This is a genomic window from Nonomuraea sp. IBHARD001, from assembly GCF_056106265.1.
The window spans coordinates 3,395,348-3,414,172 of sequence record NZ_JBWBBW010000002.1; the positions used below are offsets into that span (position 1 = coordinate 3,395,348).

15 protein-coding genes and 1 riboswitch are annotated in these 18,825 nt (G+C 70.2%); of the genes, 3 read left to right on the forward strand and 12 right to left on the reverse strand.

Annotation, left to right across the window (positions count from 1 at the left end):
* Window positions 1-49 precede the first annotated feature (49 nt).
* Both ACTWNK_RS17675 and ACTWNK_RS17680 read right to left on the reverse strand, forming a co-directional pair.
* Window positions 50-1,387, reverse strand: coding sequence for a class II 3-deoxy-7-phosphoheptulonate synthase (locus tag ACTWNK_RS17675; protein ID WP_474305086.1), 1,338 nt, complete (start codon window positions 1,385-1,387; stop codon window positions 50-52).
* A 141-nt stretch (window positions 1,388-1,528) separates the two neighbouring features.
* Complete coding sequence (locus ACTWNK_RS17680; protein ID WP_474305087.1) at window positions 1,529-2,716, reverse strand: FAD-dependent oxidoreductase; 1,188 nt, start codon at window positions 2,714-2,716, stop codon at window positions 1,529-1,531.
* Window positions 2,717-2,865: 149 nt separating this feature from the next.
* Here ACTWNK_RS17680 and sigK point away from each other — a divergent pair, with 149 nt between their 5' ends.
* Together sigK and ACTWNK_RS17690 are read left to right on the forward strand one after the other, a co-directional pair.
* On the forward strand, window positions 2,866-3,429 hold the full coding sequence (gene sigK, locus ACTWNK_RS17685; protein ID WP_474305088.1) for an ECF RNA polymerase sigma factor SigK: 564 nt from the start codon (window positions 2,866-2,868) through the stop codon (window positions 3,427-3,429).
* Window positions 3,426-4,259 (forward strand): anti-sigma factor, encoded by an 834-nt coding sequence (locus tag ACTWNK_RS17690; protein ID WP_474305089.1) that lies wholly within the window; start codon window positions 3,426-3,428, stop codon window positions 4,257-4,259. Before sigK ends, ACTWNK_RS17690 begins: the two co-directional genes overlap by 4 nt.
* Before the next feature lie 14 nt (window positions 4,260-4,273).
* Here the strand turns inward: ACTWNK_RS17690 and ACTWNK_RS17695 are convergent, their stop codons facing one another.
* Window positions 4,274-5,221 carry a LysR family transcriptional regulator gene (locus ACTWNK_RS17695; RefSeq protein ID WP_474305090.1) on the reverse strand — a complete coding sequence of 316 codons (948 nt, stop codon included), beginning with the start codon at window positions 5,219-5,221 and terminating at the stop codon, window positions 4,274-4,276.
* Window positions 5,222-5,324: 103 nt separating this feature from the next.
* Between ACTWNK_RS17695 and ACTWNK_RS17700 the strand changes: the two genes are divergently transcribed.
* Window positions 5,325-7,658, forward strand: a complete 2,334-nt coding sequence (locus tag ACTWNK_RS17700) for a M64 family metallopeptidase (RefSeq protein WP_474305091.1) — start codon at window positions 5,325-5,327, stop codon at window positions 7,656-7,658.
* Here ACTWNK_RS17700 and ACTWNK_RS17705 read toward each other — a convergent pair whose 3' ends face one another.
* The 9 genes from ACTWNK_RS17705 to ACTWNK_RS17745 all read right to left on the reverse strand — a co-directional run bounded on the left by ACTWNK_RS17705 (window position 7,659) and on the right by ACTWNK_RS17745 (window position 18,793).
* A complete protein-coding gene (locus tag ACTWNK_RS17705; protein WP_474305092.1) occupies window positions 7,659-8,633 on the reverse strand; it encodes a phosphotransferase in 975 nt (324 codons plus the stop codon).
* A 35-nt stretch (window positions 8,634-8,668) separates the two neighbouring features.
* A complete protein-coding gene (locus tag ACTWNK_RS17710) occupies window positions 8,669-9,547 on the reverse strand; it encodes an aldose 1-epimerase family protein (RefSeq protein WP_474305093.1) in 879 nt (292 codons plus the stop codon).
* Between the two features lie 83 nt (window positions 9,548-9,630).
* Window positions 9,631-10,641 (reverse strand): LacI family DNA-binding transcriptional regulator, encoded by a 1,011-nt coding sequence (locus ACTWNK_RS17715; protein WP_474305094.1) that lies wholly within the window; start codon window positions 10,639-10,641, stop codon window positions 9,631-9,633.
* A 5-nt stretch (window positions 10,642-10,646) separates the two neighbouring features.
* Window positions 10,647-12,032 carry a GH1 family beta-glucosidase gene (locus ACTWNK_RS17720; RefSeq protein ID WP_474305095.1) on the reverse strand — a complete coding sequence of 462 codons (1,386 nt, stop codon included), beginning with the start codon at window positions 12,030-12,032 and terminating at the stop codon, window positions 10,647-10,649.
* Between the two features lie 2 nt (window positions 12,033-12,034).
* Window positions 12,035-12,871: a carbohydrate ABC transporter permease gene (locus tag ACTWNK_RS17725; RefSeq protein ID WP_474305096.1), complete on the reverse strand. Its 837-nt coding sequence runs from the start codon at window positions 12,869-12,871 to the stop codon at window positions 12,035-12,037.
* Window positions 12,868-13,827, reverse strand: a complete 960-nt coding sequence (locus ACTWNK_RS17730) for a carbohydrate ABC transporter permease (RefSeq protein ID WP_474305097.1) — start codon at window positions 13,825-13,827, stop codon at window positions 12,868-12,870. Before ACTWNK_RS17730 ends, ACTWNK_RS17725 begins: the two co-directional genes overlap by 4 nt.
* A gap of 87 nt (window positions 13,828-13,914) precedes the next feature.
* Window positions 13,915-15,252 (reverse strand): ABC transporter substrate-binding protein, encoded by a 1,338-nt coding sequence (locus ACTWNK_RS17735; protein ID WP_474305098.1) that lies wholly within the window; start codon window positions 15,250-15,252, stop codon window positions 13,915-13,917.
* Between the two features lie 632 nt (window positions 15,253-15,884).
* On the reverse strand, window positions 15,885-16,583 hold the full coding sequence (locus ACTWNK_RS17740) for a CHAP domain-containing protein (protein ID WP_474305099.1): 699 nt from the start codon (window positions 16,581-16,583) through the stop codon (window positions 15,885-15,887).
* 15 nt (window positions 16,584-16,598) lie between these two features.
* Window positions 16,599-16,735, reverse strand: a riboswitch (cyclic di-AMP (ydaO/yuaA leader).
* Between the two features lie 1,071 nt (window positions 16,736-17,806).
* Window positions 17,807-18,793 (reverse strand): zinc-binding dehydrogenase, encoded by a 987-nt coding sequence (locus ACTWNK_RS17745; RefSeq protein WP_474305100.1) that lies wholly within the window; start codon window positions 18,791-18,793, stop codon window positions 17,807-17,809.
* Between the last annotated feature and the right edge of the window lie 32 nt (window positions 18,794-18,825).

Below are 18,825 nucleotides of genomic sequence, written 5' to 3' on the forward strand. Positions count from 1 at the left end.
AACAGGACAGGGCGCCCGGCAGACGACCCGGACGCCCTGCTGATGCTTCTCAGGCCGAGCGGTACATCTCCGCCACGCGGAAGGCGAGGTCGAGGGACTGGCCCCGGTTGAGCCTGGGGTCGCAGGCGGTCTCGTAGCGCAGGGCGAGGTCGTCCTCGACGATCTCGCTGCCGCCGCCCACGCACTCGGTGACGTCGTCGCCGGTGAACTCGATGTGGATGCCGCCCGGGTGGGTGCCGAGCGCGCGGTGCACCTCGAAGAAGCCGGCCACCTCGTCCAGCACGTCGTCGAGCCTGCGGGTCTTGTGGCCGCTCGGCGCCTCGAAGGTGTTGCCGTGCATCGGGTCGCAGATCCAGCCGACCTGGGCGCCGCTCGCGGTGACCTTCTCCACCAGCGGCGGCAGGTGCTCGCGGATCTTGGAGGCGCCCATGCGCGTGATGAAGGTCAGGCGGCCGGGCTCGTTGGTCGGGTTCAGCTTCTCGACCAGGGCCAGCGCCTCCTCGGCCGTCGTCGAGGGGCCGAGCTTGACGCCGATGGGGTTGCGGATGCGCGAGAAGAACTCGACGTGCGCGCCGTCGAGCTGACGGGTGCGCTCGCCGATCCACACCATGTGCGCCGAGACGTCGTAGGGGTCGCCGGTGCGCGAGTCGATGCGGGTCAGCGCCCTGTCGTAGTCGAGGATCAGCGCCTCGTGCGAGGAGAAGAACTCGACCGTGTGGAACTCCTCGGGATCGGCCCCGCAGGCCCGCATGAACGCGAGCGCCTGGTCGATCTCCCTGGCCAGCTGCTCGTAGCGGCGACCGGCGGGCGACTCGGCGACGAAGTCCTGGTTCCAGGCGTGCACCTGGCGCAGGTCGGCGTAGCCGCCCTTGGTGAAGGCCCTGGCCAGGTTGAGCGTCACGGCCGACGAGTGGTAGGCCCGCAGCAGCCGCCACGGGTCCGGCCTGCGCGACTCGGGCGTGAAGTCGAACCCGTTGACCATGTCGCCCCGGTAGGCGGGCAGCTCGACGCCGTCGCGCACCTCGACACCGCTGGAGCGGGGCTTGGCGAACTGGCCGGCCACCCTGCCGATCTTCACGACCGGGACCTTGGCCGCGTAGGTGAGCACGATGGCCATCTGCAGCAGCGTCTTGAGCTTGTTGCGCACGGCGTCGGCGGTGGCGCCCGCGAAGGTCTCGGCGCAGTCACCGCCCTGCAGCACGAAGGCCTCGCCGCGTGCGACGGCGGCCAGTTGCTCCTTGAGCAGGTCGCACTCGCCTGCGAAGACGAGCGGGGGCAGGCCGCCGAGCTCGGCGACCACCTTGTCGAGCTCGCCGCGGTCTGGCCAGTCGGGCTGCTGGGCCGCGGGCAGGTCTCGCCAGGAATCAAGATTGCTAGGTGCGCTCACGACATACGAGGTTATTGCACTCAGCTCGACTGTCCGACCTCTGCGTCCACGGTATGAGAACCCGATCTCTCTCGCCTCCTTGTGGGCGTGGAGTTCGTCCCGCCAGCACGATCCCACTGCGCGCCCCCGAGGGCAAGGGCGTCACCTGAGCCGTACGTGCTCCGGAGTGACGCCCAGGCCGATGAAACGCCGCACCACACGGCCGATGACCGGCAGTCGAGAGGTGTTGGGCAGTGACGGCCCCCGGCCCGAACCGTCGAGTGTGGGCTTGATCACTCTGTCCTGGGCCAGCCGCTGGGCCAGCTGCGTGACGCGCGTGGCGAACAGCCGCCTGCGCTGGATCCGGGCCAGGACCGAGTCGGGGATCGGCGCCCCCGAGCGAAGCGAGCCCGCAAGCACGTTGGCCGTGGCGACGGCGTCCTGCACGGCCAGGTTGATGCCGACGCCGAAGACGGGCGACATGGCGTGCGCGGCGTCGCCGATGCACAGCAGTCCGGGCCGGTGCCAGCGCCGCAGCCGGTCGAGCGCCACCTCCAGCACGCTGACGTCGCCGAGGTCCTCGATCAGCTCGACCCGGTCGGCCAGGTACGGCAGCAGCCCGGCCACCGAGGCGCGCAGCGCTCCCACGCCCTGCTCCCGCAGCTGCCCGAAAGCGCCCTTGGGAATGACGTAGGCGAGTTGCCAGTAGCTCTCGCGGTTGATCGAGACGAGCAGATGGCCTGCGGAGATGCGCAGGAACGTCTCGGCGGGATCGCTCTCGTGCCGGGGCAGCTTGAACCACACCACGTCCATCGGCGCGCCGAGCACCTCGGGTTCGAGACCGGCGGCGGCGCGTAACGCCGAGCGGCGGCCGTCGGCTGCGACGGTGAGGTCGGCCCGGATCTCGTGCTCGCCCTCGGGGTCGCGGTAGCGCACGCCCTTGACGACGCCGTCCTCGACGATCAGGCCGTGCGCCTCCGCCTGCATGATCATCCGGAAGCCCGGATACGTCGCGGCGTGCTTGGTGATCAGGTTGAGGAAGTCCCATTGGGGGACGAACGCAATGTAGTCGAAGTCGCCCGGCAGGCCGTGCAGATCGGCGAGCCTGGCCCGTCCCTTGTCGGTGACGAGGTCGAGGCCGTACGCCTTGCGGTGCGGGATCTTCAGGAACTCGTCGATGAGGCCGAGTTCGGCCAGCACTTGGAGGGTCGACGGATGGATGGTGTCGCCGCGGAAGTCGCGCAGGAAGTCGGCGTGCTTCTCCAGCAAGGTCACCCGCACGCCCGATCGGGCCAGCAGAAGTGCGAGAACGGCTCCGGCGGGTCCGCCGCCGGCGATGACGCAACTCATAATTCATCACCCCATGAAATACTCGCACGGAATCAGGCAATCCGCGAGGGCGTTCGCACCGAAGTACGGACGTGAGAGGCGAAACGGAGTCCGGTCATCCGCAGGCCGCGGCGCGGCGGAATTCGCGTGCCCGAGGCGATCTGGCGGGTGTGCCCGACCCTGAGGAGCGGCCCGAGCTCGAAGATCTGCTCGGCCGCGTCGCACTCGGCGAGGTACCGGCCTTCGAACAGGTCTACGACCTGCTGGCGGGCCCGGTATACGGCGTGGTGCTGCGCGTGCTGAGGGACAGGGCGCAGGCCGAGGAGGTGGCGCAGGAGGTGCTGGTCGAAGTGTGGCGCACCGCTTCGCGCTTCGACGCGGCCAGGGGGTCGGGCCTGTCCTGGGTGATGACGATGGCGCACCGCCGCGCCGTCGACCGGGTCAGATCGGCCCAGTCGGCCGCCGACCGCGACCACAAGGTGGCCTCCCGCTCGGCCGAGGTCGCACACGACCAGGTCGTCGAGGAGGTGACGGCCCGCCTCGAAGGCGAGCGGGTCCGGCGCTGTCTCGGCGGCCTGACCGAGCTGCAACGCCAGGCCGTCACCCTCGCCTACTACGCCGGCTACAGCTACCCGGAGGTGGCCGGCCTGCTCCATGTGCCGCTCGGCACGATCAAGACCCGAATGCGCGACGGGTTGGTACGGCTGCGCGACTGCATGGGAGTGGACCGATGAACGAAGACCTCCACACCCTGTCGGGCGCCTACGCCCTGCACGCCTTGCCCCGTGCGGACGTGCGCCTGTTCGAGGACCACATGGCGCTGTGCCCGGCCTGCGAGGACGAGGTCCGAGGCCTGCGCGAGACCAGCGCCAGGCTTGCCGTCGCGGTGGCCGAGCCGCCCCCGGCCGCCCTGCGCGCCAAGGTCATGGCGGCCATCGCCGAGACCCGCCAGGAACCGCCGCTGCTGACCGAGGGACCCGTGCCGCCGCCCATGGGCCCCGCGCAGCCGCCGAGGCCCGCCCCGCGCGAAGGCGGCGGACGGCGCAGGCGGGGGAGCAGGGGTCCCGGCGGACGCTCGGGTTCCACCGGGCCGCGCTCCTGGCGCACCAGGCTGGCCTACGGCGTGGCCGTCGTGGCGACCGCGGCGGCGGTGGCGCTGGGCACGATGTGGGTCCAGGGCGAACGCGACCTGCGCGAGACACGGGCACGCGGCGAGCAGATCGTCGCCGTGCTGGCCGCGCCCGACGCCACCACCGTCAAGCAGCGCGTCACCTCGGGCGGCATCGGCACCGCCGTCGTCTCCCGCTCGCAGGGCCGCATGGTCTTCACCTCGGCCGGCCTGCCCGGCCTGCCCGACTCCAAGGTCTACGAGCTGTGGCTGATGGGCCCGTCGGGCGTGCGCCCGGCCGGACTGCTCACCCAGGGCGACGACGGCCACACCGTGCCCATGATGGCCAGCCCGCTGCGCGACGACGAACACATCGGCCTGACCGTGGAACCCGCGGGCGGCTCCAAGCAGCCCACGACCACACCCGTCATGTTCGCCCCGCTGCCGGAAGCCTGACGCCGGGACGCCGGTCAGCGGTCCGTACGCCCGTGCCTGGCGTTCCAGGCGGTCAGCACGGGATTGCGGGCCGCGACCGCGGCGTGTGCCGAGCGCGCCACCTCCAGCATCGCCGAGGCGTGCCCGGCCATGGGGTCCGACGAGCGCCACACCAGCACGTGCCGCATCCACAGCGGATTGCCGCGCAGCGGCAGCACCGTGATCAGCTCGCCGGCGTCGTAGAGCGGCTGGCACGCCGACACCGCGTGCCCCGCCCCGATCAACTCCTTGCGCACCCCCGCCTCGACCATCTGATAGCGCGCCCTCGGGGTGAACCCGGCCTGCGCGCACGCCTCCAGCAGGTGCTCGGGCCAGCCCATCCCGTCCGACGGCGGCAGGATCCACTGCTCGTCGGCGAGTTCGGCCAGGTCGACCTCGCCGCGCCCCGCCAGCGGATGCGTCGAGGCCACCGCGACGAACACCGGCTCCCGTGCGACCACCCCGAAATCGAGCGAGGCGTTGGCCCGCAGCTCGTGCCCCGGGTAGTCGGCCACCAGCGCCACGTCCAGCCGCCCGTTGGTCACCATGTCGACCAGCACCCTGACGAAGTGCTCGGTCTGCAGGGTGATCCTGGCCTCCGGCATGGCCTGGGCCAGGCTGCCGACCAGCGTCACCACGACCGGGCTCTCGAAGCTGCCCACCCGCACCGAAGGCATGGCTCCGCCGTACGGCCTGGCCTCCAGGAGGTCGTCGACGCTGGCGATGATGGCCCGCGTTCTGGCCAGCACGAACTCGCCGAACGGCGTCGGGCGCACACCCCTGTGGTCCCTGGTGAACACGACGCCGCCGAGCAACTCCTCGATGCGGCGCAGCTGGGCGGCCAGTGACGGCTGCGAGACGCCGAGCGTGGCGGCGGCTCTGGTCACACTGCCTTGGTCGGCGATCGTCCGCAGCACTCTGAGGTGCCTCAACTCCAATTGCACCACCGAACCATAACGCGGCAGTTATCCCTATATGGGATGAGACCGGAACCGGCATACCGCCCGATAGTGCAGAGACGTTCTGTCACTCTCCGGAGGTCCCCCCATGCGCAGAAGCGGGCCGCTCTCGGCCCTGGCCGCCGTCACCCTGGCCGCCGCGCTCCTCGCCCCCGTGCCCGCCGCCGCGGCGGCCCAGCCGGGCAGCGCCACGGTCGTTCCGGTCCAGGTGACCGGCAGCTCGGCCAAGCGATTCAACCTGATCATCATGGGCGACGGCTACACCGAGGCGGACCTGGCCACCTTCAGGTCCGACGTCGACAAGCATCTCAACGTGATGTGGTCGATCGAGCCGTTCAAGTCCTACCGCGACTACATCAACGTCTACCGGATCGACATCGTCTCCGGTGAGTCGGGCATCGGCTGCGACCCGGGCCTGGAGCAGGGGCCGAAGAACACCCCGCTCAAGATGGGCTTCTGGGGCAACTGCAACCCCGCGAGCGTCCAGCGCCTGATCACGATGAGCAACTCGGCGGCCAACACCTACGCCAACCTCGTCACCGGCACCTCCTCCTCCAACCGCCAGATCCTGGCCATCGGCAACAGCAAGACCTACGGCGGCGCGGGCGGCAGCTACGCCACCGCCTCCGGCGGCAACGCCATGTCGGCCCTGATCAGCCCGCACGAGCTGGGCCACTCCCTGGGCGGCCTGCAGGACGAGTACGACTACTACAACCGAGGCGTGCCGGGCGGCACCTACGCCGGCGGCGAGCCCTCCTCGGCGCACCACTCGCTGCTGACCGAGCAGCAGATGCTCGACCAGAAGAAGAAGTGGTGGCGCTGGCTCGGCGAGGACAGCGAGTCCGGCGGCCCGATCGGCCGCTACGAGGGCGGCCTGTACATGACCAAGGGCGTCTGGCGCCCGAGCGCGCACTCCATGATGAAGACGCTGGGCTACTACTTCGACCAGCCCAGCCGCGAGGTCATGACCCAGCGCATCTCCAACAAGGTCGACATCATCCAGGACTCCACGCCGACCGCCGCCCCCGTCGGCGCCGACCGCGTCCTGTACGTCGAGCCGATGCGTCCCAGGAGCCACCCGCTCAAGGTCACGTGGAATGTCGACGGCGCCGACCTGCCCGCCGGTGAGACCACCCTCGACCTGCGTACCCTCGGCCTCACGCCCGGCGCGCACACGGTCAAGGTCACGGTGAGCGACCCGACCGACTTCGTCCGCGACCCGGCCGTCCGGGCGAGCACCGCCCTGACCAGGACGCGTACCTGGAAGGTCGACACCACGCTGACGACCGCACCGCAGGCCGTACCCGGCGGGTTCCTCACCTCCACGCCGACCGACCGCGCCCTGAGCCGCGACGACGTCGTGTACGTCGAGACCACCCACCCCGCCGACAGCGTGCCCTCGGTCGCCTGGACGCTCGACGGCAAGCCCGCGGGCACCGGCGTGCACCTGGACCTGGCGGCGTTCGGCCTGAAGGCGGGCGCGCACACGCTCACCGCCTCCTCCGGCGGCCAGACGCTCACCTGGGCGATCGACGCCGTCGCGCCGAGCACCTCCTACGAGCTGTCGGAGCCGCTGGTCAAGGCCGGGCCCGACGCCTACATCTACAACGGCCCGGTCGAGATGAAGCTCGCCGGATCCGACGACAGGGGCGGCTACGTCGTCTCGGAGTCGCGCGTCGACGGTGACGGCTGGTTCAACTACTTCGGCTGGCCCACCTCCGAAAGCGCCCCCTGGCGCTTCACCGAGACCGGCACCACGATCGACCACCTGGTGTACGGCAAGCTGCCGCGCGGCAGGCACACGGTGGAGTACCGCTCGATCGACGCCACCGGCAACTACGGCGACGCGGGCAGCTTCACCCTGACCACCATCGCACCCCCGCCCGCCTGCACCCAGACGATCACCGGCGTCAAGCGCGGCGCCGTCAAGGTCACCTCGGGCGTGCTGTGCCTGGAGCAGGCCGACGTCAGCGGCGCCGTCACCGTGTCCAAGGGCGCCTCGCTCGTGGTCAACGGCGGCAGCATCTCCGGCGCGCTCAGCGCCTCCGGAGCCGCCGAGATCCACCTGCTGAAGACCAAGGTCAACGGCTCGGTCAGCCTGCACGGCACCACCGGCACGCTCACCGTCGCCGGAGCCGACCTGCGCGGCGCCGCCGTCATCACCGGCAGCACCACCGCACAGGCGCCGATCGTGGCCGGAAGCACGGTCAGGGGAGCCCTGATGTGCTCGGGCAACACCCCGGCCCCGGTCGACCTGGGCGCGCCCAACAAGGTCACCGGCGCCGGGCAGTGCGCCGACCTGCCCGCCCAGCACGCCTCCGCGCTGCGCAGCGCGGTCGCGACCGGTCCCGGCTACGAGGCCGTGGCCAACTCGGCCGAGCCCGAGCAGGGCGACGACGGCCACGGGCACGAGCACGAGTGATCAAGCGGTGAGCCGGTCCATGGCCTTCGTCAGACAGGTCATGGACCGCTCGCGCAAAGGAGCATAAGCGGCCTCCGGATACTGCCGGGGGCCGTTTTCCACGAGCATGATCAGATGGAGGTACACCCGGTACAGCTCCAGCCTGCTCAGCGCGCCCGGCGTCAGCTCCAGCGCCCGCACCTCCCGATATCCGGCCAGCAGCGGATCGTCGTCGCTCAGCTCGGCCGCCAGCGTCGGCATGACCAGGTCGGCGATCGGATCACCCCAGAACGCCCGCTCGTAGTCGATGATCGCCTGGATCCGGTGCCCGGCCGTCAGGAACACATTGCCCGGCCACACGTCGAAGTGCACCAGCCGGGCCGAGACCACCTCGTCGAGCACCGCACGGCTCGCCGCCACCACCTGCGCGATCTCGGCCGCGGGCACGGGCAGCGCGATCGCGTAGCGCTCGGCGTCGGCCAGGATCGCCGCCGTCATCGCGGTGAACGCCTCGCTCCACGTCGAGCCGGTCAGCCCCGCCCGCCGATAGCCGAACACCTCGCCCCGCACACCGTGCAACCTGGCCAGATGGCCGCCGAGCTCGTGCCGCAGCGCCGTACGCCGATCTTCCGGCGGGTCCGCGCGGTTCCAGGCGACGCCGTCGAGCAGGCCGAGCACCAGGTAGTCGCCGCCGAGCACCGGATCGCCGAACCCGGCCGCGACCAGCTCAGGCACCGGCACCCCGGCGCCCGCCGCATGCGCGTAGGCGTCGGCCTCGGTGCGCAGCAGGTCGCGTTCGAAGGTGAGCTGGTCCAGCTCGGGCGGCGGTGACAGCTTGAGCACGACCCGGCGGCCGTCGTCGAGGTCCAGCCGCCACACGGCGTTGGCGAACCCGTCGGTGAGCTCCGTCGACCGGGCGAGCGACGCCCCCACGGCCCGCCCGGCCAGGGCGGACAACTCCTGCGGCGAGAGACGGCGCTTCGTCCTGCTGTCCATGATCGCCACCCTAGCGACCGGGCCGGATCGGCCCCTCAGCAGGCCGCGATGCGCCAGGAGGCCTCGTGCCGCTCGCCCGGCCTGAGCACGACCAGGTCGTCACCCGAGTTGAACGCGTCGGGCGGGCACGTCATCGGCTCGACGGCGACGCCCTCGTAGCCGAGCTGACCGCCGGTGCACACCTGGACCCACGGCATGCGGGCGGCGTCCCAGCTCACCTCGACGCCGCCCGCCTCGCCGCGCACGCGTGCCCTGCCCTCGGCCAGCGCGGTGAACGGGTGGTCGATCGGCTCGGCGCCGATCTCCTTCGGCGTCCTGAAGTCGAACCTGGTGCCCTCGACCGGCTGCACGGACTCCGGCAGCGCCAGCTTGTCGACCAGCATCACCCGCGAGGCGGGCAGCTCCAGCACGTAACGCTCGGCCGAGTCCCCGGCCAGCAGCCACGGATGCGGCGCGCAGCCGTAGGGCGCGGCCCGCTCGCCGGTGTTGACCGCGGTGAGCGTCGAGGTCAGCCCCGAGGCGTCCAGCGTGTGCACGACCTCGAGCTCAAGGGTGAACGGATAGCCCTCGACCGGCTCGACCGTGTGCGTCAGCCTGACGAAACCCCGCTCGTCCTCGACCACGAGCACCTCGGCCACCTGCCACACGGCATCGGCCACCAGCCCGTGCAGCGCGTGGCCGCGCTCCGGCTCGTTGACCGCCAGACGGTGCTCACGGCCGTCGAAGACATAACGGGCGCCACCGACCCGGTTGGGCCACGGCGCCAGGATCGTGCCCGCGTAGAAGGGCGTCGGCTCCTCCTGCGCCCAGCTCGTGATCAGATCGCGCCCGCCGTGCCTGAGCACGCGGACGGCGGCGCCGCGCTCGGCGAACTCGGCGCTGTAGCCGCCGCAGGCCAGGTGGAGCTTCGACACGGGGGGATCCTCTCAACCGACGGCAAAGGCCAGGTCGATCCAGGGTATCCCCAGGTCAGGGCAGAGCAAGCCGCCACACCAGCTCAGGTGGAACCGCGCACCACCAGATGCGTGTCCAGGATGACGACAGGCTGACGCAGCGGCTCGCCGTTGATCCTGGCCACCAGAAGATTGGCCATCTGCCGCCCCATCGCCTCGGTCGGCTGATGCACGGTCGTCAGCGGCGGCTCGGTGTGCAGCGCCGCCTTGGAGTCCTCGAACCCCACCACGGCCACGTCGTCCGGCACCCGCAGCCCGGCCTCACGCAACGCCCGCATCGCGCCCACCGCCATCAGATCGGAGGCGGCGAACACCGCGTCCAGATCCGGATGTACGGCCAGCAACTCCCGCATGGCCGACGTGCCGCTCTCCTCGGAGAAGTCGCCGTAGCCCACGCGCTCGCTCATCCCGGTCGCCATCAGCGCGTCGACGTACCCGGCCAGCCGGTCGACGCCCACGCCCATGTCCTGCGGCCCGGCGATCGTGGCGATGCGCTGACGGCCGCGGGCCAGCAGGTGCTTGACCGCCTGCCTGGCGCCCGCCCGGTTGTCGACGTCGACATAGCTCTGCGGCTCGCGCCCGACCGGCCTGCCGCCGAGCACGGTGGGCACGCCCATCGCCTCCAGCCTGGCCGGGAGCGGGTCCTCGCCGTGCAGCGACAGCAGCAGCACGCCGTCGACGTGCTGGCCGGTCAGGTAGTGCTCAAGGCGGTCGTGCTCACCCTGCGACTGCGCCATCGCCAGGATGAGCTGCAGTCCGGAGTCGGCCAGCGCGGACCCGATGCCCCGGATCGTGCCCGCGAAGTACGGCTCGTCGAAGATGCGCTGCTCCGACTCCGACACCACCAGCGCGATGGTGTCGGTCCGCCTGGTCACCAGCGTGCGAGCCGCCCTGTTGGGCACGTAGCCGAGCTCGTCGATCGCCTGCTGCACCGCGTCCCTGGCCCGCTCGCTGACCTTCGGCGAGCCGTTGATGACACGGGAGACCGTGCCCCGTCCGACACCGGCGAGGGCGGCGACCGCCTCCAGGGTGGGACGGGTCCCATTCTTCGGCATGGGGGCTATTGTGCCGGACTCTGCCGGGCGATGGTCGCCGCATACCAATGGGCGCTGTCCTTGAGAATGCGACGTTGTGTCGGGTAGTCGACATAGACCAGGCCGAAGCGCTTGCCGTACCCCCAGGCCCATTCGAAGTTGTCCATCAGCGACCAGGCGAAGTACCCGAGCAGCGGCACGCCGTCCTCGATCGCCCGGTGGCAGGCGAGCAGATGGTCGCGCAGGTACGCCGTGCGCTCGCGGTCGTGCACGGCGCCGTCCACGACGACGTCGTCGAAGGCCGAGCCGTTCTCCGAGACGACCAGCGGCAGGCCCGAGTACTCCTTGGAGACCCTGGTCAGCACCTCGGCCAGGCCGCCGGCGTCGATCTCCCAGCCCATCGAGGTCACCGGCAGGCCCGCGCCGACGAACGAGACGTGCTCGCTGCCCACCCACGGCGTCCCGGCGCCGGTCGGGGCGGCCGACGCCGACGCGGAACCGCCGGACGCGCCCGAGACGGTGTACCTGCTGTAGTAGTTGACCAGCAGCAGGTCCAGCGGCTGGGCGACGATCGCCATGTCCTGCGGCTGCACGAAGCCGAAGTCGCTCACCTCTCGCAGGTCGGCCAGGACGTCGGCCGGGTACTCGCCCCTGAACAACGCGTCCAGGAAGAACCTGTTCTGCAGCCCGTCGATGCGCCGCGCCGCGTCCAGGTCGGCGTCCGACCCGGTCTGCGGGCTGACGGCGTAGAGGTTCACGCACCCGCCGACCCGCGACCCGCCCCCGCCCGCCCGCAACGCCTGTACGGCCAGCCCGTGCGCCAGGTTGAGATGATGCGCCGCCTTCAGCGCGTTGTGCGGCTCCCGCCTGCCGGGTGCGTGCTCGCCCGACGCGTAGCCGAGGAAGGCCGCGCACCACGGCTCGTTGACCGTGGCCCACGTGCGCACCCGGTCCGACAGCGCCTCGTGCACGAGGGCCGCGTAGTCGGCGAAACGCAGTGCGGTGTCACGCTCGGGCCAGCCGCCACGCTCCTCAAGGGCCTGCGGCAGGTCCCAGTGGTAGAGCGTGACCCAGGGGTCGATGCCGTGTCCGAGCAGCTCGTCGACCAGGCGTTCGTAGAAGTCGAGACCCTTGGTGTTGACCGCGCCCGAGCCGTCGGGCTGCACACGCGGCCACGACACCGAGAAGCGGTAGGCGCCCAGGCCGAGCCCGGCCATCGTCGCCACGTCCTCGCGGTACCTGGAGTAGTGGTCGATGGCCACGTCGGCGTGGTCGTCGTTCAGCACCCGGCCCGGGCGCCTGACGAAGTCGTCCCAGATCGAGACGCCACGGCCTTCGGCTCGGGTCGAGCCCTCGATCTGGTAGGCCGACGTGGCGGCGCCCCAGACGAAATCGGTGGGAAAACTGGGCATGATCACGCCTTGACCGCACCTTCCATCAGGCCGCCCACGATCTGACGGCCGAAGAGCACGAACACGATGAACAGGGGAAGGACCGAGGCCGCCGTACCGGTGAAGAGCATCACGTAGTCGGTGCCCCGGGCCGAATTGAGGGCGGCGATCGACGTCTGGACGACCGGGTTGTCCGGGTCCAGGACGATCAGCGGCCACATGAACTCGTTCCACGTCTGCATGAAGACCAGCAGGGCCAGCACCGCCATCGCCGGACGCAGGGCGGGCAGCACCACACGGGCGTAGATGCGCATGGTGGCGGCGCCGTCGACCCTGGCCGCCTCGACCAGTTCGTCGGGCACCGCCTGGCGGGCGTACTGCGTCATCATGAACACGCCGAACCCGTTGACCAGGAAGGGCAGGATGACCGCCTTGAGCTGGCCGGTCCAGCCGAGCGTCACCATCAGCTCGTACAGCGGGACCACGCCCATCTGCTGCAGCGGCACCATCATCGTCAGCAGGACCGTGCCGAGCAGCGCCTTGGCGCCCTTGAACCGCAGCTTGGCGAAGGCGAACCCGGCCAGCGTCGAGATGAGCACCACCGAGATCGTCACCGTGCCCGCCACGATCGCCGAGTTGGCGAGCCCCAGCAGGAAGTGGGCGTCCTCGGTCTCCAGCAGCCTGGAGACGTTCTCGCCCAGGTGCCCGCCCGGCAGCAGCGGCGGCGGCACCTCGATGGCCTCGTCGTTGGTCCGCGTGGCCATGACGAACATGTAGTAGAGGGGAAAGGCCGACAGCGCGATCGCGACGGTGAGCACGATCCTGGTCAGCGGCCCGGCCTCCCACAGGCGGTTGTTCATCGTCCGGTCCCCTTGATCCGCCGGGTGAAGGAGTAGTTGATCAACGTGCCGAGCAGGATCAGCACGAACAGCAGCCAGGCCGCCGCGGCGGCGTAGCCGAAGTCGAAGTCGCGGAAGGCCTCCTTGACCACGAACATCGCCACCGTCTGGTACTGACCGGTCGTGCCGCCCGTCATCATCGGATTGCCCTCGAACATCACCGGCTCGGTGAACAACGTCAGCCCGCCGATCGTGGAGATGAACACCACGAACACCAGCGTGGGCCGCAACATCGGCACCGTGATCCGCCAGAACTGCCGTCGCTGCGAGGCCCCGTCGATGGCGGCGGCCTCGTAGAGGTCCTTCGGGATGGTCTGCATCGCGGCCAGCAGGATGATCGCGTTGTAGCCGGTCCAGCGCCAGTCGACCATCGTGGAGATGGCCAGCCAGGCCGTCCAGTTGCGCAGCTGCCAGTCGACCGGCTCGATGCCGACCAGGCCCAACGCCCAGTTCACCATCCCGTAGTCGCGGCCGTACAGGTTGCTGAAGACGATCGCGACCGCCACCACCGAGGTGACCAGCGGCAGCAGCACGCCGAGCCTGATGAGCAGCCGGCCGCGCAGGCGCTTGTTGAGCGCGTTGGCCAGCAGCATCGCCAGCACCAGCTGCGGCACCGTGGCCATGGCGAACATCGCCAGGGTGTTCAGCACGGCGTTCCAGAACGCCGTGTCGGTGATCAGCTCGACATAGTTGGCGAGCCCCACGAAGCTCCTGTCGCCCGCCAGCTCCCAGTCGTGCAGCGACACCCAGGCGGTGTAGCCGAGCGGAAAGATCCCAAACACTGCGAACAACACGAAGTACGGCGAGACAAGGGCGTAGGGGGTGAAGCGCAGGTCGAACCCGGCCAGTGGCCGGCGCGGCCGACGGCTCACGGGCGGCGTGGCCGACGCCTGCGGGGCTTGCAGTTGCACGGTCATCGCGCAGAGCCTCTCTCGGGAGACCGGGACGGGGGCGGACCGGAGGGGGCCCGGCGGGGTGCGCCGGGCCGATCGGCGGGGCCGGGCTCAGCCCGCGGCCTTCACTCCCGCGGCGACGAACTTCTCCCAGGCCTGGTCGTAGGGCACCGCGCCCTGGTCCATGCCTTCGAGCACCTTCTCCACACTGGTCTTGACCTGGGCGTGCTTCTCACCGAGGAACATCGGCAGCAGGTCCTTGACCGAGGCGCTGAAGATCTGGCCGGTCGGGGCGTTGTTGAAGTACTCGTTCTTGAGCTCGGAGACCGCCGGGTCCTGCTGGGCCGGGATCGAGCTGGGGAAGGCGCTGGCCTCCTGGAAGGCCATGACGTGGCCGTCCTTGCCGGTCAGGTAGTCGACGACCTGGGCCGCCTGCTTCGGGTACTTGCTCTGTGCGGTGACCGCCAGGTAGGAGCCGCCCCAGTTGCCGCTGTTGCCGGGGACGGCGGCGATGTCCCAGTTGCCGGTGTTGCCGTCGCCCGCCTTGTCCTTGATGACGCCGAGCATCCACGAGGGGCAGCCCATGGTGGCGAAGCCGCCGCCCTTGATCGCCTTGTCCCAGGCCGGGCTCCACGCCTGCAGCTTGGCGGTCAGACCGGCCTTGCTGAAGGTCTGCACCCAGTCGAAGGAGGCCTTGATCGCCGGGTTGGTCTCCAGGACGAGCTGGTTGGAGGTGTCGAAGTAGGCGACGTTCCCGTTCTTCGGGGCCTCCTGGGCGAGGATCACGTTGTAGATGGTGTTGGGGCCGTCCATCCACTTCGCCCCGGTCTTGGCGGCCTCGAACTTCTTGCCGACCTCGAGGAAGGCGTTCCAGTCCGGCCACAGCGCGCCGACCTCCTCGCGATCGGTCGGCAGGCCCGCCTTCTCGAACAGGTCGCGGCGGTAGCACATGGTCATACCGCCGATGTCGGTGCCGAGTGCGAAGAGCTTGCCGTCCTTGTTGAGGCCGTTGTCCCACTTGAACGCGGGGAAGTCGGCCTTGCGGGACTCCAGGCCGTATGCGGTCAGGTCGGCGAAGAACTGCGGCCTGGCCTTCATGAAGCCCATCGAGCCCTCGTCGATGCCCACGACGTCACCGGCGCCGCTGCCCGCCTGCAGCTTCTGCAGCAGCTGGGGGAGGTAGACGTCCTCGTAGCGGTCGGTGAGGTTCTTGTAGTCGATCTGCAGGTCGGGGTGCTCGGCGTTCCACTTCTTGACCGCCGTGTCGTAGCCGAAGTTCTCGCCGCCGCCGAACGTGTGCACCTTGATGGTGACCTTCTCCGCAGGGGCCGCGGGGGCGCCGTCGGCCGCCTCGGGCGCCTCCGCCTGGCCGCCGCCGCACGCCGCCGTCATCGCGACCGCGACCGCCAGCACCGCGGCCGCCGCCATGCGGCGCTTGTCGTTCTTCATTCCGGACCCCTCTCAGGTGGACATCCGAATGGTGGGGGGTGATGTTATGGGAGCGCTCCCACGAAGGGTGGACGAGGGGAGGGGTGGTCGTCAATATCCCGAAACGCAACCGTTACGTAGTCGGCGTTTCGTGGGGGTGTAAGGGGGTGTTGGGGGAGGTAAGGGATTTATGGGCTTATAGCGGGTTTTGGGAGCGCTCCCATATCAGGAGTGCTCAGGGGGCACAGAAGGGGGCTACTCGGCGCGCGAGGGCGGAGAGCTCCTCGATGGGGGAGCTCCTGGATGGGAGAGCTTCGGGTGGAGGGAAGGGCTCTTGTATGGGAGAGCTCCTGTGTGGAAGGGCTCCCGGTGGATGGGAGGGCTCCTGGATGAGGGAACGGCGACCAGAAGGGGGCGGGGCAGGCGGGGCGATGTAGGGGAGCGGCGGCCAGGGGGCGGGGCGGGGGGAGTGGAGGTGATGTGGGGAACGGCGACGCCCGGTCCCATCGGGGTGGAGTGGGACCGGGCGTCACCAGCCGGGACACCGCGACCGGGGGCGTGGCCGGGGTGTCGGCTATCGGAGTGGGCTTCTAGGGGATCACCCTCGGGGGGCTCCGGGATGAGGCTTGGGAAGGGGGCTTCGTGGGGTCGGATCAGCCGCTGTAGGTCGGGTAGCCGTAGCCGACGACCTGGGACTTGGGCCGGACGCGCTCCTCCACCTTGCCGTTGCCGGTGTTGCCCTCGACGGTGGTGATGGTGCCGTTGCCGTTGTCCTTCTGGACGATGCCGACGTGCTGGATCGAGCCCAGGTTCTTCTTGCCGGCCCAGTTGTAGAACACGATCGCGCCCGGCTTGGCCTTGGCGCCCCAGCGCTTGTTGTTCTTGAACCAGTTGGCGTAGGTCACGGTGTAGGCGTCCCAGCCGACCTGGGTACGGGCGCCGCTGTGCTCGCCGACCCAGGAGACGAACATCGCACACCAGGCGGCGTTCGCGTAGGCCTTGGGGGAGCCGCCGTCACGTGCGACGGTCTCCTGGGCGCGCTTGGACTCCATGTACCACTTGTGGAACTTGGTGCCGCCGCCCTTGGAGTTCTCGGAGATGCCGATCTGCTCCTTGGCGAGTGCGAGCACCTGCTTGGCGGTCGGCATCGTGGCGGTCTTCTCGGTCTTGACCTGACCGGAGATCGGCCCTGCCTTGGCGAGGGCGCCCGCTGCGGGCTTGGTCTCGGGGGAGACGGTGCCGGCCTGAGCCTGTGCGACCCCGCCGCCGAAAGTGGCGGCGAACACTGCGGCGCCGAGTGCGGCGCGGGCGTAGGTCATGGTCGAGGCACGGCGAATACGGTATACGGCCATGGTGCGGGGGACTCCTTGCTAGCTTCCTGCCGCTTACCGGGTTAGCTGACGGGTTCGGACGTGAAGCTGCCCTACGGCACGTGCTGTGCCGATTCACCCCAAGGGATATTGGGTCCCCGGTTCCATACATCTGGATTCAGCGGTCACAGGGGTAAACCTGTGATGTTGGCAATGTCTGGCATACGTCTCTTAGGGGGATGCATGCCGCGAGTGACTTGAAGGTAAGCGATGTGGCAAGAGAGTGACAAATCGGTAACGCCCAGAAGTCCACTTCCAGTCCCCGCATGCCCGTAGCCGTAGGCAATACAGGTTTTACCTGCGGTTTTCCGACCCGCACCCCAGCCTGTGAGCCCTGATGCACGTGTGACACATGTGATTGCCATCCGGGCGAACCCGAGGCCCCACCTTGAGCCGAAGGGGCCAAGGGTCAAGCCAAGGCATGCCCGAAGTGCACCTGGCGGCCCGGGATCGGACGTGCGCGGGCGGAGTGAGGCGAGGCAGGGCGAGGCGACGAGGCGGGGTGAGGCGAGGCAGTGTGAGGCAGGGGGAGGCGACGAGGCGGGGCGAGGCAGGGCGAGGTAAAGCGATGGCGGAGCGGGTGAAGGAGGCGGGCTGCGGGGGAGCGTGGGCAAGGCAGGGCAAACTGGGGCGCTTCCAGCACGCGCAAGTAAGAGCGCAACCCAAACCCGGCCCAGATCCGGCACGCGAGGCCAAGGCCCGATCACATGTCCTGCCTGGCCCAATCCAAGTGCGAGCAAGCCTGATCAAGCGGTCGCGGGCCAAATCAGGAGCAGGCGAGCCTGATCAATGGCGGCAAACCCGATCAATGGCGGCAAACCCCCGACCGAGGAAGGCAAGCCCATCGAGGGCGGCAAGCCTGATCGAGGGCGGCGAACCCGATCGAGCGAGGGCAGCGTCTCTGATCTCGCGCTGGACGCCAGTTCGTCCCTGCCTGGCCGGCCCACCCAAAGGGGTGAGCCCCGCAGTGCCGCGCGCACGCACGTCCGGCACGCCCAGCGCACACAGCCCTGCCCAAGCTCAGCCTCGCCCTCCTTCGTCCGAGCCCTGTCGGGTGCTCGTCGCCACCCCAGAACCTCAGCAGCGCCACTCCGGAACCCCCAAACATCCCGGGCCCCAAACAGCCCCGGCCCCAAGCCCCCCAAGCCCTACCCCACCCCCCTCCCCTCACCCCCGCCCTGCGCGCCGTACCAAAAGCCCACCCCTCAAGGCACCAGCACCACCTTCCCCTTCGTCCCCCGCGTCTCCAGGGCCGTGTGCGCCGCTGCCGCGTCCTTGAGCGCGTACACCTCGACCGCCGGTGTGAGGCGCCCCGACGCCAGAGCCTCCAGGGACGCCTCCTCCAGCCCCCGCAAGCCGCCGGGGCGGCGAAGCACCCGGGGGCCGATGCCCACCGATGCGGTGATGCCCAGGCGGTACAGGTCGTCGGTGGTGATCCAGGTGGCGTTGCCGTCGCCGCTGGAGCCGCCCAGCAGGACGATGCGGCCGCCGATGCCGAGGAGGTCCATCGTCTTGCGGCCGGTTTCGCCGCCGACGCCGTCGAGGACGAGGGTGAGGTCGCGGTCGCCGAGTGCGGTGCGTACGCGGTCGGGCCACCTGGACTTGAGGTAGTCGACGGCGTAGTCGGCGCCGAGTTCGATGACCCGTTCGGTCTTGGCGGGGCCTCCGGCCAGGCCGATGACCAGGGCTCCGGCGTTGCGCGCGGCCTGGACGAGCAGGCTGCCCATGCCTCCGGCCGCCGCGGTGATCAGTACGGCGTCCTGGGCGGAGATGTTCGCGGTCTCCAGGACGCCGATCGTGGTACGCCCGGTGCCGATCATCGCGACGGCGGCCTCGAAGCCCACATGGGCGGGCACCTCGTGCAGTGCGCCGGCATCCCGTACGGCGAGCTCGGCATAACCGCCGGGCACGAAGCCGAGGTGGGTCACCACGCGCCGGCCGAGCCAGTGCGGCGGCGTGCCTTCGCCGAGCGCCTCCACCACCCCGGCGACCTCGCGACCGGGGATGGTGGGCAGGTCGGGCAGGGCGAACGGGCCTCCGGCCTTGCCCTGGCGCAGGGTCGTGTCGACCAGGTGCACCCCGGCGGCCTTGACCCGGATGAGCACCTGACCGGGACCGGGCACGGGATCGGCCACCTGCTCGTGCACGAGGTTGGCGGCCGGCCCGAAGGCGTGCAGGCGTACGGCGTACATGAGGACCTCCAGGAGGGGGCGGAGACGATGCC